Origin of the sequence: Streptomyces sp. SID8352 (assembly GCF_009862265.1) — a bacterium.
Lineage (GTDB): Bacteria > Actinomycetota > Actinomycetes > Streptomycetales > Streptomycetaceae > Streptomyces.
Genome location: NZ_WWGX01000006.1, coordinates 1 through 19,436, shown reverse-complemented (window position 1 = coordinate 19,436; position 19,436 = coordinate 1). Strand labels below are relative to the sequence as shown.

The 19,436-nt window shown below is 74.1% G+C and carries 18 protein-coding genes; 8 read left to right on the top strand and 10 right to left on the bottom strand.

All coding sequences use genetic code 11. The features are described from left to right. Window positions 1-151 precede the first annotated feature (151 nt). From GTY84_RS01305 to GTY84_RS01285, 5 genes are read left to right on the top strand one after another with little or no spacing between them, the layout of a single operon-like run. Complete coding sequence (locus GTY84_RS01305) at window positions 152-2,905, top strand: prenyltransferase/squalene oxidase repeat-containing protein (protein ID WP_345943320.1); 2,754 nt, start codon at window positions 152-154, stop codon at window positions 2,903-2,905. Next, window positions 2,902-3,897, top strand: a complete 996-nt coding sequence (locus GTY84_RS01300) for a hypothetical protein (protein WP_345943300.1) — start codon at window positions 2,902-2,904, stop codon at window positions 3,895-3,897. Before GTY84_RS01305 ends, GTY84_RS01300 begins: the two co-directional genes overlap by 4 nt. Before the next feature lie 38 nt (window positions 3,898-3,935). Continuing rightward, a complete protein-coding gene (locus GTY84_RS01295) occupies window positions 3,936-5,072 on the top strand; it encodes a CbiQ family ECF transporter T component (protein WP_345943299.1) in 1,137 nt (378 codons plus the stop codon). After that, window positions 5,069-6,706, top strand: a complete 1,638-nt coding sequence (locus GTY84_RS01290; protein ID WP_161224140.1) for an ATP-binding cassette domain-containing protein — start codon at window positions 5,069-5,071, stop codon at window positions 6,704-6,706. Before GTY84_RS01295 ends, GTY84_RS01290 begins: the two co-directional genes overlap by 4 nt. Next, window positions 6,703-7,518 (top strand): ECF transporter S component, encoded by an 816-nt coding sequence (locus tag GTY84_RS01285; protein WP_161224139.1) that lies wholly within the window; start codon window positions 6,703-6,705, stop codon window positions 7,516-7,518. The genes GTY84_RS01290 and GTY84_RS01285 overlap by 4 nt, the downstream gene beginning before the upstream one ends. 176 nt (window positions 7,519-7,694) lie before the next feature. On the opposite strand, the gene GTY84_RS01280 is transcribed toward GTY84_RS01285, so the two are convergent. The 10 genes from GTY84_RS01280 to lysW form a co-directional block, all read right to left on the bottom strand. Beyond that, the gene (locus tag GTY84_RS01280; RefSeq protein ID WP_161224138.1) at window positions 7,695-7,985 is read right to left on the bottom strand and encodes a DUF3040 domain-containing protein; all 291 of its coding nucleotides are present in this window, start codon (window positions 7,983-7,985) and stop codon (window positions 7,695-7,697) included. A gap of 150 nt (window positions 7,986-8,135) precedes the next feature. Beyond that, window positions 8,136-9,434: an ArsB/NhaD family transporter gene (locus GTY84_RS01275; RefSeq protein WP_161224137.1), complete on the bottom strand. Its 1,299-nt coding sequence runs from the start codon at window positions 9,432-9,434 to the stop codon at window positions 8,136-8,138. Window positions 9,435-10,097: 663 nt separating this feature from the next. Then, the gene (locus tag GTY84_RS01270) at window positions 10,098-10,574 is read right to left on the bottom strand and encodes a hypothetical protein (protein ID WP_161224442.1); all 477 of its coding nucleotides are present in this window, start codon (window positions 10,572-10,574) and stop codon (window positions 10,098-10,100) included. A 769-nt stretch (window positions 10,575-11,343) separates the two neighbouring features. Next, window positions 11,344-12,324 carry a transketolase C-terminal domain-containing protein gene (locus GTY84_RS01265; protein WP_161224136.1) on the bottom strand — a complete coding sequence of 327 codons (981 nt, stop codon included), beginning with the start codon at window positions 12,322-12,324 and terminating at the stop codon, window positions 11,344-11,346. After that, window positions 12,321-13,193 carry a transketolase gene (locus GTY84_RS01260; RefSeq protein ID WP_161224135.1) on the bottom strand — a complete coding sequence of 291 codons (873 nt, stop codon included), beginning with the start codon at window positions 13,191-13,193 and terminating at the stop codon, window positions 12,321-12,323. The genes GTY84_RS01265 and GTY84_RS01260 overlap by 4 nt, the downstream gene beginning before the upstream one ends. Beyond that, window positions 13,186-14,337, bottom strand: coding sequence for a M20/M25/M40 family metallo-hydrolase (locus tag GTY84_RS01255; RefSeq protein WP_161224134.1), 1,152 nt, complete (start codon window positions 14,335-14,337; stop codon window positions 13,186-13,188). Before GTY84_RS01255 ends, GTY84_RS01260 begins: the two co-directional genes overlap by 8 nt. Further along, window positions 14,334-15,167 (bottom strand): [LysW]-aminoadipate kinase, encoded by an 834-nt coding sequence (locus GTY84_RS01250; protein WP_161224133.1) that lies wholly within the window; start codon window positions 15,165-15,167, stop codon window positions 14,334-14,336. The genes GTY84_RS01255 and GTY84_RS01250 overlap by 4 nt, the downstream gene beginning before the upstream one ends. A gap of 37 nt (window positions 15,168-15,204) precedes the next feature. After that, on the bottom strand, window positions 15,205-16,242 hold the full coding sequence (argC, locus tag GTY84_RS01245; RefSeq protein WP_161224132.1) for an N-acetyl-gamma-glutamyl-phosphate reductase: 1,038 nt from the start codon (window positions 16,240-16,242) through the stop codon (window positions 15,205-15,207). Then, the gene (locus GTY84_RS01240) at window positions 16,230-17,105 is read right to left on the bottom strand and encodes a RimK family alpha-L-glutamate ligase (RefSeq protein ID WP_345943298.1); all 876 of its coding nucleotides are present in this window, start codon (window positions 17,103-17,105) and stop codon (window positions 16,230-16,232) included. Before GTY84_RS01240 ends, argC begins: the two co-directional genes overlap by 13 nt. Then, window positions 17,102-17,266 carry a lysine biosynthesis protein LysW gene (gene lysW / locus GTY84_RS01235; RefSeq protein WP_161224131.1) on the bottom strand — a complete coding sequence of 55 codons (165 nt, stop codon included), beginning with the start codon at window positions 17,264-17,266 and terminating at the stop codon, window positions 17,102-17,104. Before lysW ends, GTY84_RS01240 begins: the two co-directional genes overlap by 4 nt. 326 nt (window positions 17,267-17,592) lie before the next feature. Here lysW and GTY84_RS01230 point away from each other — a divergent pair, with 326 nt between their 5' ends. The 3 genes from GTY84_RS01230 to cysD all read left to right on the top strand — a co-directional run. Next, window positions 17,593-18,321 (top strand): sulfotransferase family protein, encoded by a 729-nt coding sequence (locus tag GTY84_RS01230; RefSeq protein ID WP_161224130.1) that lies wholly within the window; start codon window positions 17,593-17,595, stop codon window positions 18,319-18,321. Between the two features lie 39 nt (window positions 18,322-18,360). Further along, window positions 18,361-18,930 carry an adenylyl-sulfate kinase gene (gene cysC / locus GTY84_RS01225; RefSeq protein WP_161224129.1) on the top strand — a complete coding sequence of 190 codons (570 nt, stop codon included), beginning with the start codon at window positions 18,361-18,363 and terminating at the stop codon, window positions 18,928-18,930. Next, window positions 18,927-19,436 (top strand): sulfate adenylyltransferase subunit CysD (cysD, locus tag GTY84_RS01220; RefSeq protein ID WP_161224128.1); only part of this gene is annotated, 510 nt, incomplete at its 3' end. The genes cysC and cysD, both read left to right, overlap by 4 nt.

Here is a 19,436-nt window from a genome sequence, read left to right as displayed (position 1 = left end):
CGGGAGTCCTCACCCACGTTCACCGTCCGCGCCGGAAGGCAACGAGGGGGCCGCGGTGGGGAGCCAGCGACGACACGACGCACGGGCGGGCACGGCACCCGGGCCGGTGACCGCGCTGGCCGTCGCCCTCCTGGTGCTGGTGACCGCCTCCGTGGCCTTCCTCACCACGACGTCCGCCGTCGCGGGGCCGGGTCGGGCGGAAACGTGCACGGCGGCCCGGGGCGCGGTCGTCGCCGTCGACTTCGGGCCGTTCGGCGGTGATGTCGTGCGGGGCTGCGATCCGGCGCCGACCACCGGCTACGACCTCCTCCACGAGGGCGGATTCGGCACCGCCGGGACCGAGCACGACGGTCCGGCGTTCATCTGCCGCATCGGCCACGGCTCCTTCAACGGCGGTGCCCGGTACCCGACTCCGGCTCAGGAGGACTGCGTCCTCACTCCGCCCGCGAACGCCTACTGGTCCTACTGGACCGCCTCGCCCGGCCAGGACGACTGGTCGTACAGCCGGTACGGAGCCATGGACCGCAGGCTCAAGGACGGCGACGTGGACGCCTGGGTGTACGGCGGCACGGGCAGGCCGGACTTCAGCCCCGACGACGTCCGGCCGGGTACCGGTGGCACCCCCGGCCCCGGAACTCCGACGGGAGCGCCGGGAGCGATCGACGTGGCCGCCGCGGCGGACTGGCTGGAGAGCCGGCTGACCGAGGGTGACCGCGTCGTCCCCGAGGGCGGTGACACCCCCGACCACCTCCTCACCACGGAGGTGGCCTACGGACTCGCCGCGGCCGGAAGCGGCCCCGCCCTGCGCAGGGTCACCGCCTTCCTCACCTCCCACGCGGGCGAGTACGCCTATCCGGAGGGCACGGGCGGGGCACCGGACGCCACCGCCGCCGCCCGCCTGGCCCTCCTCGCCTCCAGCACGGAGGCGGACCCCCGCGACGTCGGCGGCCACGACCTGATCCGCGACCTGTCGGCGCATGTGTGCGCCGCGGGCCCCGAATCCGGCGAACCGACACCCGGCTGCACCGCCAGGGGCGACTTCCGCAACGCCGGATACACCGACGGGCAGGCGCTGTCGGTCCTGGCCCTGCTGCGCGCCGGGGTCACCCCGGCGGCCGAGGCGGTGCGGCGGCTCACCCAGGTCCAGTGCCGGGACGGCGGGGTCACCGGCATCCTCATCCGCCCCGGCGAGTACTGCGACGGCGATCCCGCCACCACCGCCCTCGTCGCCCTCGTCCTGCACAGGGCGGGCGGACACGACGACGCCGTGGCCAAGGCCCGTGCCTATCTGGCCGGGGCCCAGCGCCAGGACGGCTCCTTCCCCGGGTACACCGGCGCCACCACCGGCGCCGTCCACTCCACGGCGTACGCGGCACAGGCCCTGCGCGTCCTCGGCGACGGGGACCGCGCCGACGCGGCCGTCGCCTGGCTCTCCCGCGAGCAGCTCGCCGGCGGCGGCTTCGGCTTCGAGGAGGGCGCGACCGATCCGGCGCTCTACCCGACGCCTGCCGCCGTCCTGGCGGGAACCGGCGCCAGCCTGGTCACCCTGACCACCGAACGGACCGGTCCGACCGACCCCCCGACGTCACCTCCCCCCGCCACGCAGCCGCCGACGTCACCGCCCCCGGCCACGCAGCCCCCGACGTCGCCGCCCCCGGCCACGGACCCGGTCACCCCGCCGGAGGGTGACGGTCCCGACCTCGCGAAGGGGGTCGCCTACCTCACCGGCGCCGCCCTCCTGAAGCAGGGCCGGTACTACACCTCCGGCCCCGGCTCCGTCCGTGCCGACTTCGGCCTGACCATCGACGGCGCCTACGCGCTGGCCGCGACCGGACTGTCCGACGGCAGGCTGCGCGGCATCGTCGACTTCCTCGACAACCGGGGCACCGACGGCGAGGGGCGCACCCTCCACGACTGGACCGGCATCGGCACGCCCCACGTGCTGGGCGGTTCCCTGGGGAAGACCGCCCTGCTCGCCGAGACCGTCGGCCGCGACCCGCGGCACTTCGGCGGTCAGGATCTCGTCGCGGCGCTCGGCAGGTCGGTGTGCGCCGGGCCGAGCACCGCACCCGACCGCAGTTGCGCCGCCAAGGGCGCCTACACCTACACGCCCTCCGTCTTCGGACAGTCCCTCGCCGTCATGGCCCAGCTCCGCGCGGGCGAGACCGGAGCGGCCCGCGAACCGCTCGCCTATCTCACGGCTCTCCAGCGGGACGACGGCGCCTGGCCCAGCCTGGTCCCGGCCACCGACGACTCCGACGTGGACTCCACCGCGATCGCCGCCATGGCCCTCAGCCTGGCCGACGGCAGCGGGGCGGACCGGGCCGTGGACAGGGCACTGGCCTGGATCGCGTCCCAGCAGCTCCCCGACGGCGGCTTCCCCGGCGCGGCCGGGAACTCGGTCAACTCGGCCGCCCTCGCGGTGCAGGGCCTCTCCCTGGACGCGTCCGCCTACACCGGCGAGATCGCCCGGGCGCGCGCCTTCCTCGCCTCCCAGCAGAACCCCGACGGCGGCTTCAACGTGGCCAGGGACGGGCAGCGCGGTTCCGACCTGCGTGCCTCCGCCCAGGCGGTGAGCGGAGCCACCGGCATCTCCTTCGGCACTCTGGAACGCGATCTGAGCGGTACGTCACCGCAGCCCACGCCGGGGCCCGGTGACGGCGGACCGGAGATCGTCATCCCGGAGACCGTCACGCCGGGCGGCACGGGAGGCGCCGGGGCACCGGACATCGTCACCCCGGGCGGTCCCGGAGGCGGGTACGGCGCGTCCGGAGGCGAGGGCGCCCTCGCCTCCACGGGGGCGCGGGCCAGGCTCCTGGCCGTCCTCGCCGCCCTGATGGTGCTGGCCGGATGGCGCTGCACGGTGCTGGCGCGCCGCAGGGCCCCGGCGGGGAGTGATCGGTGATCCGCTCGCGCTCCGTACGGACGACGGCACGGGCGGCGGCGGCCCTCGGCCTGGCCGCCGCCGCGGTCGGCGGCGGCCAGGCCCCGGCGGGAGCCGCGCCGCAGCCCATGGGCCGCTGCACCACCACCTCAGGCGTCGTCCTCGCCGTCGACTTCAGCGACTGGGGCGGTCCCCTCTTCCGGTCCTGCGGAACGACGCCCACGACCGGCTACGAACTGCTCAACCAGGGCGGCTGGCGCACCACCGGCACCGGACACGACGGACCGGCGTTCGTCTGCCGCATCGGCTACAGCGGTTACCGGGACGGCAGGCAGTTCCCGACCCCGGCCGAGGACGACTGCGTGCTCACCCCTCCCGCCTCCGCCTACTGGTCGTACTGGCACGCCGGTCCCGGACAGAGCGACTGGGAGTACAGCCAACTCGGCGCCATGCTCTACCGGCCCCGGCCCGGCAGCGTCGACCTGTGGGTCTTCGGGGGCACCGACATCGGGGGGACCCGGGGCAGACCCACGGTGACCCCGGACCAGTTGCGCGCCCACAACACCCAGCCGATCGGCGACACCGGTCGGCCGCCCTCCACCGACCGGGCACCCGCACCTCCACCGGGGGCCGGTACGGGCCCGGCACCGGAGCGGCGCCCGCCCACGCCCCCCGAGCCGGCGCCCCCCGCCCGCACGGAGCACGTGCCGGCCTCCACGGAGCCGAGGGCTTCGGAGACCCGGCCGGAGCCGGCGGAATCCGGACCAGCCCGCCCCGCGCCGAGCCGGAGCGCGGCCCCCACGCCCTCCCCCTCTCCCTCTCCCACCGACCCGGAGACTCCCTCCGAGGTCGCGGCGCCCGGACGGGACACCGAGGTCGTCGACGCGGCTCCGGCCACCGACGCCCCGCATGACTCCGGGTCGATCGTGCCGGTGGTCGCCGGAGCCTCGCTCGTCGCCCTGATCGGCGGCGCGGCCGTCCACGCGGCCCGCAGGCGCCGCGGCACCCGGTGAGCGCGACGGCCCGGGCCGCGTCGCGGCCACCCACCGCGGTGTCCGGCCCGCCGCCGCGCAAGGGGGTCCGTCGCCTGCCGCGCACGCTGCATCCGATGGCCTGGTGGGTCTGGGCCCTCGCCCTCGCCACCGCCGTCAGCCGCACCAACAACCCGCTGCTGCTGCTCCTCGTCCTCGCCGTCCTGGGCCATGTCGTCACGGTCCGCCGCACCGAGGCCCCCTGGGCGCGCGGCTTCGCGTACTACCTGTACCTCGCGCTCACCGTCGTCGCGGTCCGCGTCGTCTTCCGTGCCGTGTTCGCCACCGGCATCACCCCCCGGGACCACTTCCTCTTCTCCCTCCCCCGCGTCCCCACGCCCGACTGGTACGCGGGCATCCGGATCGGCGGTCCGGTCTCCCTGGAAGCGGTGCTGTCGGCCGCGACCGACGGGCTGCGGCTCGCCTGCATGCTGTGCTGCATCGGCGCCGCCAACACCCTGGCCAACCCCAAGCGCGCGCTGCGTGTCCTCCCCGGCGCACTGTACGAACTCGGGGTCGCCGTCACGGTCGCCATCAGTGTGGCGCCGCAGTTGGTGCAGAGCGTGCAGCGCGTCGCCCGCGCCCGTAGGCTCAGGGCGGGCCGGTCCCGGGGGCTGAAGGCGCTGCGCGGGATCGTGGTTCCCGTCCTGGAGGACGCCCTCGAACGCTCGCTGCGCCTGGCGTCCGCCATGGACTCCCGGGGCTACGGCCGGGCCGGCTCCGCGACGCCCCGCTCGCGCCGGATCACGGGCGCGCTGATGCTGCTCGGCATGTGCGGTCTGTGCGCGGGAGCGTACGGGCTGCTCGACGCCACCGCGCCCGCCCTCCTCGGGCTGCCGGCCATGGGGGCCGGCGCCGTGCTGTGTCTCGCGGGCCTGCGGCTGGGCGGCCGGCGCGTCACCCGCACCGCCTACCGCCCCGATCCGTGGCGCCTGCCGGAATGGGCCGTGGCCGGCAGCGGAGTCCTCGCCGCCGCGCTCCTGTTCACCGGCCTCGGCTACGACCCCGCACAGCTGAACCCGGTGTTCTACCCGCTCACCTGGCCCGGCCTGCCACTGGTGCCGACCGCCGCGATCCTGCTCGCCGGTACCGCCGGGTTCCTCTCCCCGCCGCCCGCGGCGCACCGACCCCCCGACCGGAAGGCCGCCCCCGCGTGATCATCTTCGACCGGGTCACCATCGAGTACGAAGACGCGCCCGGGCCCGCGCTGCGCGATGTGAGCCTCACCGTGGAGGAGGGCGAACTCTGCCTCGTCGTCGGGCACACCGGCGTCGGCAAGTCCACGCTTCTCGGCGCGGTGAACGGACTGGTGCCGCACTTCACCGGCGGAACCCTGTACGGCCGTGTGACGGTCGACGGCCGGGACACCGCCCACCACCCGCCGCGGGAACTCGCCGATGTCGTCGGCGTGGTCGGCCAGGACCCCGCCGACGGCTTCGTCACCGACACCGTCGAAGAGGAACTCGCCTATTCCATGGAGCAGTTGGCGATTCCTCCGGCAACCATGCGCAAGAGGGTCGAGGAGACCCTGGATCTGCTCGGTCTCGCCGATCTGCGGCACCGCCCCCTCCACGCGCTCTCCGGCGGCCAGCAGCAGCGGGTCGCCATCGGCTCCGTCCTCACCGCCCACCCCCGAGTCCTGGTCCTGGACGAACCCACCTCCGCCCTCGACCCGACCGCGGCCGAGGAGGTGCTGTCCGCCGTCACCCGCCTCGTCCACGACCTCGGCGTCACCGTTCTCATGGCCGAGCACCGCCTCGAACGCGTCGTCCAGTACGCGGACCGTGTGATCCACCTCTCCGGCGACGGCCGTGCCCGCATCGGTCCGCCCGCCGACGTCCTGCGCACGTCCACGATCGCCCCGCCCATCGTGGAACTGGGGCGCGTCGCCGGCTGGTCGCCGCTGCCGCTGTCCGTGCGCGACGCACGCCGCGCGGCGGCGCCCCTGCGCGCGACGCTGACGGGACGCCCGCCCGTGCCGGTCCGGGAGCGCGGGACGCAGGAGCGGCCGCGGTTGCTGGCGGCGCGCGGCGTGAGCGTCGTCCACGGTGACGTCGCCGCCGTCCGGGAGGCCGACCTGGACCTGGCCGCGGGCGAGGTGTCGGCGCTGATGGGACGCAACGGCTCGGGCAAGTCCTCGCTGCTCTGGGCCCTTCAGGGATCGGGACCGCGCCGGGCCGGAACGGTGAAGGTGGACGGCGGGGACGGTGGACGGACCGCGGACCCCCGCACCGTCTCCGCCGTCCGGGCCCGCCGACTGGTCGGCCTGGTGCCGCAGACCCCGTCCGACCTGCTCTACCTGGAGAGCGTGGAGCAGGAACTGGCGCAGGCGGACGCGGAGTCGGGAACCGTCGCACGGGCCCGCGCCCTCCTGGACCGTCTCGCCCCGGGCATCCGCGGCACCACGCACCCGCGGGACCTCTCGGAAGGGCAGAAGCTCGCGCTCGTCCTCGCCATCCAGCTCTCCGCCGCCCCCCGGGTGATCCTCCTGGACGAGCCGACCCGGGGACTGGACTACCGGGCGAAGGCCCAGCTCGTCGGCATCGTCACCGCCCTGGCGGACGAGGGCCGCAGCGTGGTCGTCTCCACGCACGACGTCGAGTTCGCCGCCCGCGCCGCCGACCGCGTCATCGTGATGGCGGAGGGCGACATCGTCGCCGACGGACCCGCGGAGGAGATCATCGTGGCGTCCCCGGTCTTCGCCCCGCAGACGGCCAAGATCCTCGCCCCGCTGCCGTACCTGACCGTGGCGCAGGTCGAGGCGGAACTGGCGGCCGGGAGGCGGACATGAACCGAGCTGTCACCGCCATCCGGCTGACGCCGCGCACGGGTGTGGTCATGACCCTGGCCGCCTTCCTGGGCCTGGTCGCCTTCTTCTGGCCGTTCGTCGTCGCACCGGGCACCTTCGGATCGAACTACGCTCCCCCGCTCGTCTTCGGCGTCCTGCTGATCCTCGTCCTGTGCGTGATCCTCTCCGAGATCGCCGAGGGCGGCATCGACTCCAAGGCCCTCGCCATGCTCGGAGTGCTGTCCGCGGTCAACGCGGCCCTGCGCCCGCTGGGCGCGGGCACCGCCGGGATCGAGACGGTGTTCTTCGTCCTGGTCCTGGCCGGACGGGTCTACGGCCCCGGCTTCGGCTTCACCCTCGGCTGCACCTCCCTGTTCGCCTCAGCCCTGATCACCGGCGGAGTCGGTCCCTGGATGCCGTACCAGATGTTCGGCTGCGCCTTCGTCGGCATGCTCGCGGGCTTCCTTCCCCGGGCGGACGGACGGCTGGAGGTGATGCTGCTCGCCGTCTACGGCTCCCTGTCCGGCTACCTCTTCGGCTTCCTGCTCAACCTCTCCTTCTGGCCGTTCTCCCTGGCCCCGGGCAGTTCCATCGCCTACCTGCCCGGCCTGCCCTTCACCGAGCAGTGGCAGCGCTACGTCGCGTTCGACATCGCCACGTCCCTGGGCTGGGACACCGGCCGCGCGGTCACCAACTTCGTCTGCGTCGCGCTCGCCGGACCCGCGGTGCTCACCACCTTCCGGCGCGCCGCCCGCCGCGCCCGGTTCCGCGCCACCGGCCGCTTCGAGGGGCCCCGCCGACCGGCGGAGGGGTGAGGCGCTCCCCAGGGCCGCCGGGGCCGGACCGTACGCGACGGCCCGGCCCGTGGGGGCACGATGCTCCCACGGGCCGGGCCGGGGCCCGTCCGGAGCGGGGCGGTGAGCGCGCCGGTGGGGAGTCCTCATCGGCGCGTCCCGCGCGGCGGGCCGCTCAGGGTCTGCCGCACCCCCGCTCAGCGGCGCCGCCGGGAGGTACCCCCGGGCGGCGTGTCCGGTCCCGGCGCCAGCAGCTCCCCCGCCACACCGGCCAGGACGAGGCCGGCGGCGATGAGCAGCCCGTGCGGCAGCGCGATGCCGAGGCCAAGCAGGGCGAGCGCGACGGCCGGCAGCAGCCGGAGCCACCGGCGGCGCCGGTCACGGGAACGGCGGGGCAGGCCGCGCGCCAGGGCGCGGGCGAGACGGGGATCCTCGCGGCGCAGTCGCGCCTCGATCTCGGCGAGCCGGTCGTCGGGTGATCGGGGCACGGCTCCTCCCTTCCGGCACGGGGCCGCAGGCAGGCGGAACGGGTGAGGCGAGTGGAGCGGACGGAACCGGTGGGGTGCGCAGGACGGGCCGAACGGCCGGGGCGGTCCTGTCCGCGGGCCGTCGTTCTCCTCGTGGTGGGCGGCGTCACGTCACACCAGCACGAAGTAGCGCAGCCACACATAGGCCGCCGCGATGGTGACCGTGGTGGCGGTGACCACCAGGCCGTAGCGGCTGAACTGCCAGAAGGAGATGTGGTGCCCCTCCCGCGCGGCGATCCCGACGACCACGACGTTGGCCGAGGAGGCGATGATCGTGGCGTTCCCGCCGAGGTCCGCGCCGAGTGCGAAGGCCCACCACAGCATCCCCGCCTCCTCCAGGCCGCCGGCCGACTCCACGATCTCGGCGACGATCGGACTGACCGACGCGACGAACGGGATGTTGTCGATGAGGCCGGAGGGGATGACGGAGCCGAAGACCAGGGCCATGGCGGTGCCGAGCAGCCGCCCGTCGGCGGCCTCGGCCGCCGCCCGCCCCAGGTCGCCGATCACGCCGGTCTGCACCAGCGCGCCGACCATGACGAAGAGACCGGCGAAGAAGGCCAGCGTGTCCCACTCCACGTCCTTGGCGACCTCGGTGGGGTTCAGCCGGGACGCGGCCAGCAGCACCAGACCGCCGCAGATCGCGACGACGGAGGGTTCCATGCCCAGGGTGGTGTGGAGGACGAAGCCGACGATCACCAGGGCCATCACCACACCGCTGAGGATCAGCAGCCGGACGTCCTTGATGGCCTCACGCGGATTCATCTCCATGACGGCAGCCGCGCGTTCGGGGTCGTGCCGGAAGGCGTGGCGGAACAGGAAGCGGCTCATCACGATGAACACGATCGTCAGCACGATGACGATCGGCGTCATGTGGTAGAGGAAATCGTTGAAGGACAGCCCCGCCCGGGAACCGATCATGATGTTGGGCGGGTCGCCGATCAGGGTGGCGGCTCCGGCGATGTTGCAGGTCATCACCTCGGCGATCAGATAGGGGATGACGGGCAGACCGAGCTGCCGGCAGACCGAGATCGTCACCGGCACGATCAGCAGGACCGTCGTCACGTTGTCCAGCCACGGTGACGGGATCGCGGTCGCCAGGATCAGCAGGACCATCAGCCGGTACGGTCTGCCGCGGGCCTTGCGGGCGGCCCAGATGGCGATGAACTCGAAGAGACCGGTGCGCTTCAGCACGGCGACGATCAGCATCATGCCGAGCAGCAGGAAGATGACGTCCCAGTCGATGCCGGAGTCGGCGGAGAAGAAGGCGTGATCGGGTTCGGTCGCGCCGATGAGCAGCATGGCGACCGCGCCGCCCAGTGCGGCGGCGACCCGGTGCACCCACTCGGTCGCGATCAGGACGAAGACGACGGTGAACACCGCCACGGCGAGCCATGTGGTGATGTTCACCCAGTGTCCTCCCCCGCGCGGGCCCTGTTCGGGCCGGCCGTCCGGACACCGGCCGGACGCGCCCCGGACGCGGCGACGGCACAGGGGGACCCCGCGCGGCGCGGCCCCGGTTCGTCTACCGCCTCGGTCCACCCCAGTTTCTGCGGCGTTGTCGACATGGCCCAGCTCCTCTCGTGAACGACCGGCCGACGGCGTCTCACGCCCGCCGGCGAGCCGCGCCCGCGCGCCTCCCGCGAGGGGAGGCGGGCCGCGAGCGGTACGGCCGTCGAAACCGGGGAGCACCAGACGAGGCGTCACGAGGCGGCGGAGCCGCGACGACGCTCACTGGGCCGGAAAGGGGGAATGCCTACACCCTCGTCCGAAACCCCCCGCCCCGGCCATCGGGGACGCCACCCAATTCCGGGTGGGCCCGACCTGTAGATCAGGGCCGTGATCGGCGGAGAGAGAAAGCGCCGGGCACCGGGCGGCGGGACCCCGGCCGCTCCCCGGGCCGCTCCCCGGGCCGAGCCGGGGCCGAGCCGGGGCGGGCTCCGCCGCCCGGGGCGCGTGGGGTGGACGGACGGGGGCCGGACCCGGTCCCCCCGTCGGGGAGTCCGGGCCCGGCCCTGGTCGTGTCTCCGTTACGCGTGTCGTGTCTCCGTTACACGTGGCCTCCCGTCCCGGTCAGCACGGGCGGATGTAGTACACCGGGGTCCATGACGCGGTGCCGGTGTCCTTGGCGGTGTTGCTCCACCGCAGGCTGCCGTCGGAGTTGTAGAACTTGGCGACGGTGCCCGAGGTCTGGTTGTTGTTGAACGTGCCGTCGCCCACTCCGGCGAAGGAGTAGTAGCCGCAGTGGTAGTAGTCGTACGTGGCGCCGGTGCCGTCCTGGATACACAGGTGCCCGTTGCTGCACGCGAGTGCGGACGCGGCGCTCTCGCGGCCGGGGGCGGCGAACGTCAGGCTTCCCCCGGGGATCGCGATCTCGTTGGGGGCGATCCGGCGTGCCTCCGGGTGGGCGGCCAGATAGGCGTCCACCCGCTGCTGGAGCCGGACCGACCGGGCCTGTCCGGGCTCCGCCGACGCGGTGCCGGCCAGGGCCAGGCCCGCGATCAGCGCCACCGCCGTGGTCAGGGCGGCCAGCATCCTCCGTGGTGACATGGTCACTCTTGCCTCCTGATGGTCTCTGCGGCGTCCCTCTTCCTTCATGGACACCGCGCAGGAGCACTCATCATGATGTGGTTACAAGAGGTAACAAAGGCTAGTAAAAGGACAATCACCCCCAGGCAGGCGCTGCCCATGCCTTCGCGCCTTCCGCCCCTTCGTTTCGGAGCGCGGGATCCTGTGGCCGGATTCCATGTGCCGGCGCGGGGATTCCGCCGCGGACTGACGGCAATTGACCCGTTAGATGAGAGGGTTGTCCCGCCGGAGGACCGGGGTGCGGAACGGGTCGGACCGCCCGAACGGTCGGGTTCCGGAGCGAAGGGCTTCGGAAGCCGGCCGTTCCGGGGCGGTTCCTGTCGGAGCCGATGCGCCCCACGGCGCTTCCTGACACCGGAATACGCTGCTCCGCTGGCATCGGCCGAGACGCCCGGGCCTGGCCGGATTTCACCCCTCGCACGGTGCCGCCTGCTACCGAACGGCTTTCGGGCAGCGGGACACCGGGGCAGCCGGACACGGGGGCACCCGGTGGGCATCCCGCCCCACGGCACCGGCATCGCGCACCTGCCTGCCGCGCCTGCCGCCCCGGTTGCCCACGGCGCGCGGCACCCGGGGCGGCACCCGGACACCCGCAAAGGCTCCGGGGACCCAGCCTCGGCTCCCGCACTCCGGGTTCCCGGGACCGCCCGCCCGTACCCCGCCGAACCGCCCACCGCGTACCCGCCGGACCGCCCGCGTCGCGCCCGCGCCGGGAGGCCCGTCCTGCGGGCTACAGCCCGAGCGCCTCCGTGGCCGCAGCGATGACGGCCTCCGCCGTGATGCCGTTGCGCCGGAGCAGATGCCGGTGGCCGCCGGTGCCCGCGGCGAAGCCGTCGCCGACGCCGACGCGGCGGACCGGCACCGGCAGGCCCAGCTCCGCGACCACCTCGGCCACCGCCGAGCCGAGACCGCCGCTCGCCCAGTGCTCCTCCACCGTCACCACCGCCCGGCCGGTGCGGGCCGCGGCCACCAGGGCACCGGTGTCCAGGGGTTTGACGGTGTGCAGGTTCAGCACCGTGGTGGCCACTCCCGCGCTCTCCAGCGCGGAGGCCGCCTCCAGGGCCAGGTGGACCGGGAGCGGACCGGTGGCCACCAGCGTCAGGGCGTCCCCCTCGCGCAGGCGCTGGGCCCTGCCCAGGCGCACCGGCGGGGCGCCCGGAGGCAGGTCCGGGGTGGCGTCGCGGCCGAGCCGGATGTACACCGGGCCGGGCAGTTCCTGCGCCTGGCGCAGCAGTTCCGCGGTGGTGGCCGCGTCGGTCGGGACCACCACGGTCAGGTTCGGCAGCAGCCGGGTGACGGCCAGGTCCTCCAGCGCGTGGTGGGTGGCCCCGAGGTGCCCGGCCGACAGCCCGCCGTGGGTGGCGGCGACGCGCACCGGCAGACCGTTGAGCGCGATGTCCAGCTTGAGCTGTTCCAGGGCCCGGGTGGTGGCGAACGTCGCCATCGTGTTGACGTACGGAATCCGGCCCGAGCGGGCCAGTCCGGCCGCGGCGCCCATCAGGTTCTGCTCGGCGATGCCGAGGTTGACGTAGCGCTCGGCGCCCTTGCCGAAGTCGACGCCGTTGAACAGGCCGGTGTCGCTGTCGAGGCAGACGACCCGCTCGTCGGCGCCGAGGAACTCGACCAGCAGGTCGCGGTACACCTCGCGGCCGGAGGGGATCGGCGCCGCGTCCGGTCGGGGGGCGGTGGTCGCGGTGACGGGGCCGGTCATGTCTGGGCCGCCTTCCTGTACTGGGCGCGCAGGGTCGCCAGCGCCCGTTTCCTCGGACGCTCGGTGAGCCGGGCGAAGTGGCTGCGGGTCTGGCCCTCGATGTAGGGCAGGCCGCGCCCCTTGACGGTGTGGGCGATCACCACGGTCGGCCGGTCGGCGTCGGCGGGGATCGCGTCGAGGACGGCGCGCAGGGCGTCGATGTCGTGGCCGTCGGTCTCGTGGACCGTCCAGCCGAAGCTGCGCCAGCGGTCGGCCAGCGGCTCCAGGCCCACGGCGTCCTCGGTGGGGCCGGTGATCTGGAGGGTGTTGCGGTCGACGACGGCGACGAGTCCGCCGAGGCCCAGGGAGCCGGCCGCCATGGCGGCCTCCCACACCGAGCCCTCCTGGAGTTCGCCGTCCCCGAGGACCACGAAGCAGCGCCGCCCGCTGCGGTCGAAGCGCGAGGCCAGCGCGAATCCGACGCCCTGGGGCAGCCCGTGCCCCAGGGACCCGGTCGGCATCTCCACGCCGGGCACCGCCGGGTTGGGGTGCGCGGAGTAGGGGCTGTCGGGCTGCCCGTAGGCGGCCAGTTCCTCCTCGGGGAAGAAGCCGCGCTCGGCGAGGACGGCGTACAGGCAGATCGCCCCGTGCCCCTTGCTGAGCAGCAGGATGTCCCGGCCCGGGTCGTCCGGCGCCGTCGGGTCGATCCGCAGCGCGGACCGGTAGAGCGTCACCAGGATCTCCACCAGGGACATGGAGCCGCCGAGGTGGCCGCCGCCCGCCGACCCGCACATCTCCACGATGAGTTCGCGCACCCGGAGGGTGTGTTCCGCGGGCGGGCCGCCGTGCCAGGCACCGGCGGCCGGTGCGGTGTCGGTCGGTTCAGTCATCGTCGTCCCCGGGGGTGGGCTCGGATCGGGCCGCGCCGGGCGGCGCGGGCCGCAGCGTCTCGCTCAGTTCGTGGAGCGCGTCGGTCAGCACCCCGATGGCCCGGAGGTAGTCGCTCAGGACGACATGCTCCCGGTCGGAGTGGTCGAGCCTGCTGTCCCCGGGGCCGTAGGTCGCCATGGGGATGTGCCAGCCTTCGGCCAGGGTGTTCATGTCGGACGTCGCCGTCTTCACCTTGGCCCCGGGCCGGACGCCCCGGCGGCGGACGGCGGCGGCCAGGGCCCGCGCCACCGGGTCCGTCCGGCGGACCCGGACGGCCCGGACGGCGTTGACGACCTCGACGCGGCCGAGGGGCACCCGCTCGGTCAGCCGGGCGACCAGGTCCTCGTGGTCGAAGCCGGGCGGGACGCGGACGCTGATCTCGGCGCGCGCGGTCACCAGGTCGCCGGTGACCGACTCCAGGGTCGGGCCGGGGGTGTCGAAGGAGCCGTGCCCCGCGCCGGGTCCGAGCAGGTCCAGCAGCTCCGCCCAGCAGGCGGCGGCCAGTTCGGACGCCTTCGGTTCGGGGTTGCTCCCGTGGGTGGCGGGGACCTCCACCTCGTAGACGAGGTCCAGCTTGCCCTTGTAGCCGAGCACGGTCGTGTCCCAGCCGCTCGGCTCGCCGATGACCAGCGCGTCCGGCCGGGGGTGGGTGCGGCCGATGTGGACGGCGCCGCGGGAGAGAGGGGTCTCCTCCTCCACCGCGCCGACGACGACGATCCGGCCGCGGAAGCGGTCGGCCGCCGCGGCGGCGCAGACCATGGCGGCCAGCGGTCCCTTGGCATCGACCGCTCCCCGCCCGTACAGCAGCCCGTCGCGGGCCTGCACCGGCACCTCGCCGGGGACCGTGTCGAGGTGGCCCAGCAGCATCACCGTCGGCCCGTCGGCGGCCCCGGGGCCGCCGCGGTCGATCCGGCCGACGGCGTTGCCCGCCTCGTCGACCCGGGCGTCCAGCCCCAGTTCGCGCATGCTGTGCACGAGGAAGTCGGCGAGCGGCCCCTCCTCGTACGACGGCGAGGGGATCTCCAGCATGCGGCGCAGCAGTCCCACCGCGAAGGACTCGGTGGGCCGGGGCGGCACCGCGGTGCACACCGTCAGCGGGGTCATGCGTCGTCCTCCTCGGGCAGCAGGGTGACCTCGGTGGCCCGGCCGGACAGTGCCGCGCGCACCGGGCCGGGCCGCCGTCCGTCGGCGATGAGCACCCGGCGGGCCCCGCCGAGCAGCGCCTCGCGGGCCGCGACGAGTTTCAGGCCCATGCCGCCACCGGTGTACGGCGGCGGTCCCGAGCGGGGCATCGCGCACACCGGCAGCACGGAGTCCTCGTCGGCCGGGTCGGCGAGCACCCCGGGGGCGCCCGTGAGCAGCACCAGGGTGCGGGCGCCCAGGGCACCGGCGACCGCGGCGGCCACCCGGTCGGCGTCGGCGTTGACGGGCCGTCCGTCCTCGGCGAGCGCGGGCGGCGAGACGACCGGGACCGCGCCGGACGACAGCAGCGTGCCGAGCAGCTCGGTGTTCACCGAGTCCACCCGCCCGCTGTGGTCGTCGCGGACCAGCACCCGGCGGCCGTCCACCAGGGCGCGGTGGACGCCCTTGCGCCGGGCCCGCAGCAGGCCGCCGTCCAGGCCGGTCAGCCCGACGGCCGGGACCCCGGCCGAGACGAGTGCCCGCACCAGGCGCGGCTTGACCAGTCCGGCCAGTGCCAGGTGGACCACCTCCAGGGTGGCGGGGTCGGTGTGCCGCGCGGACACGCCGTCCGGTGAGACCAGTCTGCGCGTCGGCACGCCCAGCCGCCCGGCCAGGGCGTCGATGTCGGCGGAGCCTCCGTGCACCAGCACCACCCGTTCGCCGTCGCCCGCCATGCCGGCGACATCGGAACAGACGGCCAGGGGGTCGACCGCGGCGTTGCCGCCGCACTTGACCACCGTGATGTCCTGCATCTGTGCCCTCTCGGATGTCGTCGTGCCCGCCCCGGCCTCAGTTCGGGTGCAGGCCGGTGAACTCCAGGCCGAGCCGCTCCGGCCAGCCCTGCCGGACGTTGAGGCACTGCACCGCGTTGCCGGAACCGCCCTTGACGAGGTTGTCCAGGGCTCCCACGACCAGTGCCGTGCGCGACTCCGCGTCGACCGCGAAGCCGACGTCGCAGTAGTTGGAACCGGAGAGGATCTTGGGTTCGGGCAGCCGGTACAGCCCGCGCTTCTGCGCCACCACGCGGACGAACGGCTCGTCGGCGTACGCCTCGCGGTAGGCCCGGCGCACCGCGCGCTCGTCGGTGCCGTCGGTGAGCGCGACCCGGCAGAGCACCTGGATGCCGCGCACGGCCTCGATCCCGGTGGCGGTCATCCGCACCGGCAGTCCGGTGGACTGGGTGACCTCGGCCTGGTGCCGGTGCTCGTTGGGGGCGAAGATCCGCAGGGCGCCGCTGCGTTCCGCGTGCAGGTTGGCGGACCCGGCCGACACGCCCGAACCGCTCGATCCGGTGCGGGCGTCCACCTGGACCTCCCCGTGGACCAGCCCGGCCTCGGACAGCGGGCGCAGCGCCAGTACGGCGGCCGTCGCCATGCAGCCCGGCACCGAGATCCGGTCCGCTTCCCGGAGCTCCTTGCGGTGCCACTCGGGAAGCCCGGTGACGAATCCGGGGATCAGCCCGGGTGCGGTGTGCGGCACCTGGTAGTGGTGCTCGTACACACGGGGGTCGCGCAGCCGGAAGTCTCCGGACAGGTCGATCACCTGGCCGGCCAGTGCCAGGTACTCCGGCATCCGTCCCATGGTCTCGGTGTGCGGGGTGGCCAGGAACAGGACGTCGAACTGGTCCCGGGCCTCCGCGAGACGGGCGGGGTCGAGGAAGGTCAGGTCGGTGGTGCCGCGCAGGTTGGGGTGCGGGCCGTCCACCCGTTTGCCGGCGTACCGGCCGGATGTGGCGACGGCGACCGTCACCCGGGGGTGCCCCAGCAGGAGCCTTAGAAGTTCGCCGCCGATGTACCCGGAGGCACCGACGACCGCTACTCGAAGCATGTTTGGGCCCTTGTCATCAGAAACTCGGCGATGCGGTCCGCCACGTCGACGCGTTCGCCCACGGCGCGCTGGAAGCCCGAGAACTCCACGCCGTGGTTGACCTCCAGTACCAGGGGACGCCCGTCGGCGTCCTCGATCAGGTCGACCCCGGCGATGTCCGCGCCGACCGCCCGGGCGGCCGCGAGGGCGAGGTCGACGACGTCCTCGGACGGCTCGAACGCCTCCGTGGCGGCGCCGCGGGCCACGTTGGTGCGCCACTGCTCGCCACGCCGGTGGACGGCGCCGAGGACCTCGCCGCCGACCACGATCGCGCGGATGTCGCGTCCGGGCTTAGCGACCATCTCCTGCACGTACACGATGTGCGACTGCGGGGAGGGCAGTGCGGCGACGTACTCCATGACGGTCTCGGCGGTGCGCCGGTCGGGCAGCGGTGTCACCAGCCGGCCCCAGGAGCCGACGAGCGGTTTGACCACCGCCGGGTAGCCGAGGGTCTCCAGGGCCTCCAGCGCAGCCTCGGGGGTCAGGCCGAGCGCGGTGCGCGGAGTGGGCAGTCCGGCGGCGCCGATCGCCACGGAGGTCTGCCACTTGTCGCCGCACACGTCGGTCGCCGCCGCCGAGTTGACCACGAGGTGGCCGGCCGCCTCCAGGGCGCGGGCCGCGTACAGGGCGCGGGCGTGGCCGATCTCCCGGTTGAGCACCAGGCGCCGCCGCGGTGCCCGGACGAGCGGGGTCCACGCCGTCCGGCTGTCCACGTGCTCGTAGCGCACGCCCCGCCGGTCGAACGCGTCGAGCAGGCGCTTCTCGTCGGCGCGGACCCGGGAGGCGAGCAGGAGCAGGGACGCCAGTGGCCCGGCCGGCCTCACTCGCCCCAGTCCTCCTCGACCTCCGGCGCGATGGCCAGTTCGAGCGGGTCGACCGAGAGGATCTCCAGTTCGGCGGCGCACTCGCCGCACTCGACGATCTCGTTCACCCTGGGGTTCTCCTCCAGGGCGACGGAGCCCTCGCAGCCCGGACAGTTCGGCATTGGTCTCTTCCCATCGGTTCCGCGGACTCCTGGGCGGGACCGCGCCAGGAAGCGAGCCGTAACGCTAGGCGGGCGGGGCCGGACGGCGCATCCACCCCACTGATGAACCGGTCCGGGGCCGCCGGTGAACGTGGCGCTGAGTCCGGCAACGCCATGCCGAGGCGCGTTGACGCCGTCTCAACGGCACGCTGACAAAAGCGTTTCACTACCCGGATTGACGGCGGTCCGGGGCCGGTCCGGCATTGCTCTCCGGGGGTCGGCTGTGTCTAAGGTGAACCGCTCTTGAGGCGATCGGCACATCCCGCGCATCCCGGTTGGAGAGTCAGATGAGCCAGGCGCACCTCCCGCACCTTCTCGCGTTGTGGAGCGCGCCGCGCTGCCGTTCCACCGCGTTCTTCCGGATGATGGCGGAGCGCGGGGACTTCCAGCTCCTGCACGAACCCTTCTCCTACCTCGCGGAGTTCGGCTCCGTCGAGGTGGCGGGAGAGCTGGTGGACTCCGAGTCGGAGCTGCTCGCGGCGGTCCGCCGCCGGGCCGCCGAACGGCCGTTGTTCTTCAAGGACACCACCGACGAGCGCTACCCCGGGGTGCTCGCCGACACGGACTTCCTGCGGGAGGCGCGGCACACGTTCATCGTGCGCGACCCCGAGGAGACGATCGCGTCGTACTACGCCGTCAACCCCGCCGTGAAGATGCACCAGATCGGCTTCGAGGCGCAGTACGAGCTCTTCCGGCGGGTCTGGGAGGTCACCGGGGAGCGCCCCGTGGTGGTGGAGGCCGCCGACCTCGTGGCAGCACCGGAGCGCACCGTGCGGGCGTACTGCGAGGCGCTGTCCCTTCCCTATGTCGCCGAGGCGCTGAGCTGGAGCGAGGGCAGCCGCAGCGAGTGGGCGCCGAGCGAGAAGTGGCACCGGGACGTCAGCAGCAGCCGCGGCTTCGAGGCGAGGTCCGGCGGCGACCGGGTGGAGGTGCGCGGCCATCCGGTGCTCGCCTCCTACCTGGAGCACCATCTCCCGTTCTACCGGGAGCTGAGCCGGCACCGGCTGGGTGCCTGAGCGGAGCCCCCGGCCCACCGCAGCGAGGAGCAGACGGGTATGACAGACATACGGTGCACCTGTCGGACACCGCGGAACGCCGGGGCCACGATCTGGCTGACCGGGCTGCCGAGCGCGGGGAAGTCGACGATCGCGAGAACGCTGGCCGAGCGGCTGCGCGCGGAAGGACACCGTGCCGAGGTGCTGGACGGGGACGAGATCCGCCGGTTCCTCTCGGCCGGCCTCGGCTTCTCCCGGGCGGACCGGGAGGCGAACGTACGGCGCGTCGGCCTGGTCGCGGAGGTCCTCGCCCGCAACGGGGTGAAGGCGGTGGTGCCGGTGATCGCGCCCTACGCGGACAGCCGGGACGCCGTGCGGGAGCGGCACGCGGCGTCCGGCGCGGACTACGTGGAGGTCCATGTGGCGGCGCCGGTGGAGGTGTGCAGACAGCGGGACGTGAAGGGCCTGTACGCCAGGCAGGCCGCCGGTGAACTGACCGGCCTCACCGGGGTCGACGACCCCTACGAGGAGCCCGTCTCGCCGGATCTGCGCATCGAGTCGGGGCACCGGAGCGTGCCGGAGTCGGCGGACGCCGTGTACGCGGTCCTGGCGGAGCGGGGGCTGGTGTGAGCGACCACGGCCTCTCCCACCTGGACGCGCTGGAGTCCGAGGCGGTGCACATCTTCCGTGAGGTGGCGGGTGAGTTCGAGCGGCCGGTGATCCTGTTCTCCGGCGGCAAGGACTCCATCCTGATGCTGCACCTCGCGCTGAAGGCGTTCGCCCCCGCCCCGGTCCCCTTCTCCCTGCTCCACGTCGACACCGGCCACAACTTCCCCGAGGTCCTCGCCCACCGCGACCGCACCGCCGAACGCCACCAACTGCGCCTGCACGTCGCCTCCGTCCAGGACTACATCGACCGCGGTGTCCTGCGCGAACGCCCCGACGGCACCCGCAACCCCCTCCAGACCCTCCCCCTCACCGAGAGGATCCAGGCCGAACGCTTCGACGCCGTCTTCGGCGGCGGACGCCGCGACGAGGAGAAGGCCCGCGCCAAGGAACGCGTCTTCTCCCTGCGCGACGAGTTCTCCCAGTGGGACCCCCGCCGCCAGCGCCCCGAACTCTGGAACCTCTACAAC

Coding starts and splice junctions, on each gene's coding strand:
- GTY84_RS01285 (WP_161224139.1), top strand. CDS start 6,703: ATGAACCGAGCTGTCACCGCCATCCGGCTGACGCCGCGCACGGGTGTG.
- GTY84_RS01270 (WP_161224442.1), bottom strand. CDS start 10,574: ATGTCACCACGGAGGATGCTGGCCGCCCTGACCACGGCGGTGGCGCTG.
- GTY84_RS01265 (WP_161224136.1), bottom strand. CDS start 12,324: ATGACCGGCCCCGTCACCGCGACCACCGCCCCCCGACCGGACGCGGCG.
- GTY84_RS01260 (WP_161224135.1), bottom strand. CDS start 13,193: ATGACTGAACCGACCGACACCGCACCGGCCGCCGGTGCCTGGCACGGC.
- GTY84_RS01255 (WP_161224134.1), bottom strand. CDS start 14,337: ATGACCCCGCTGACGGTGTGCACCGCGGTGCCGCCCCGGCCCACCGAG.
- GTY84_RS01250 (WP_161224133.1), bottom strand. CDS start 15,167: ATGCAGGACATCACGGTGGTCAAGTGCGGCGGCAACGCCGCGGTCGAC.
- argC (WP_161224132.1), bottom strand. CDS start 16,242: ATGCTTCGAGTAGCGGTCGTCGGTGCCTCCGGGTACATCGGCGGCGAA.
- lysW (WP_161224131.1), bottom strand. CDS start 17,266: ATGCCGAACTGTCCGGGCTGCGAGGGCTCCGTCGCCCTGGAGGAGAAC.
- GTY84_RS01230 (WP_161224130.1), top strand. CDS start 17,593: ATGAGCCAGGCGCACCTCCCGCACCTTCTCGCGTTGTGGAGCGCGCCG.
- cysC (WP_161224129.1), top strand. CDS start 18,361: ATGACAGACATACGGTGCACCTGTCGGACACCGCGGAACGCCGGGGCC.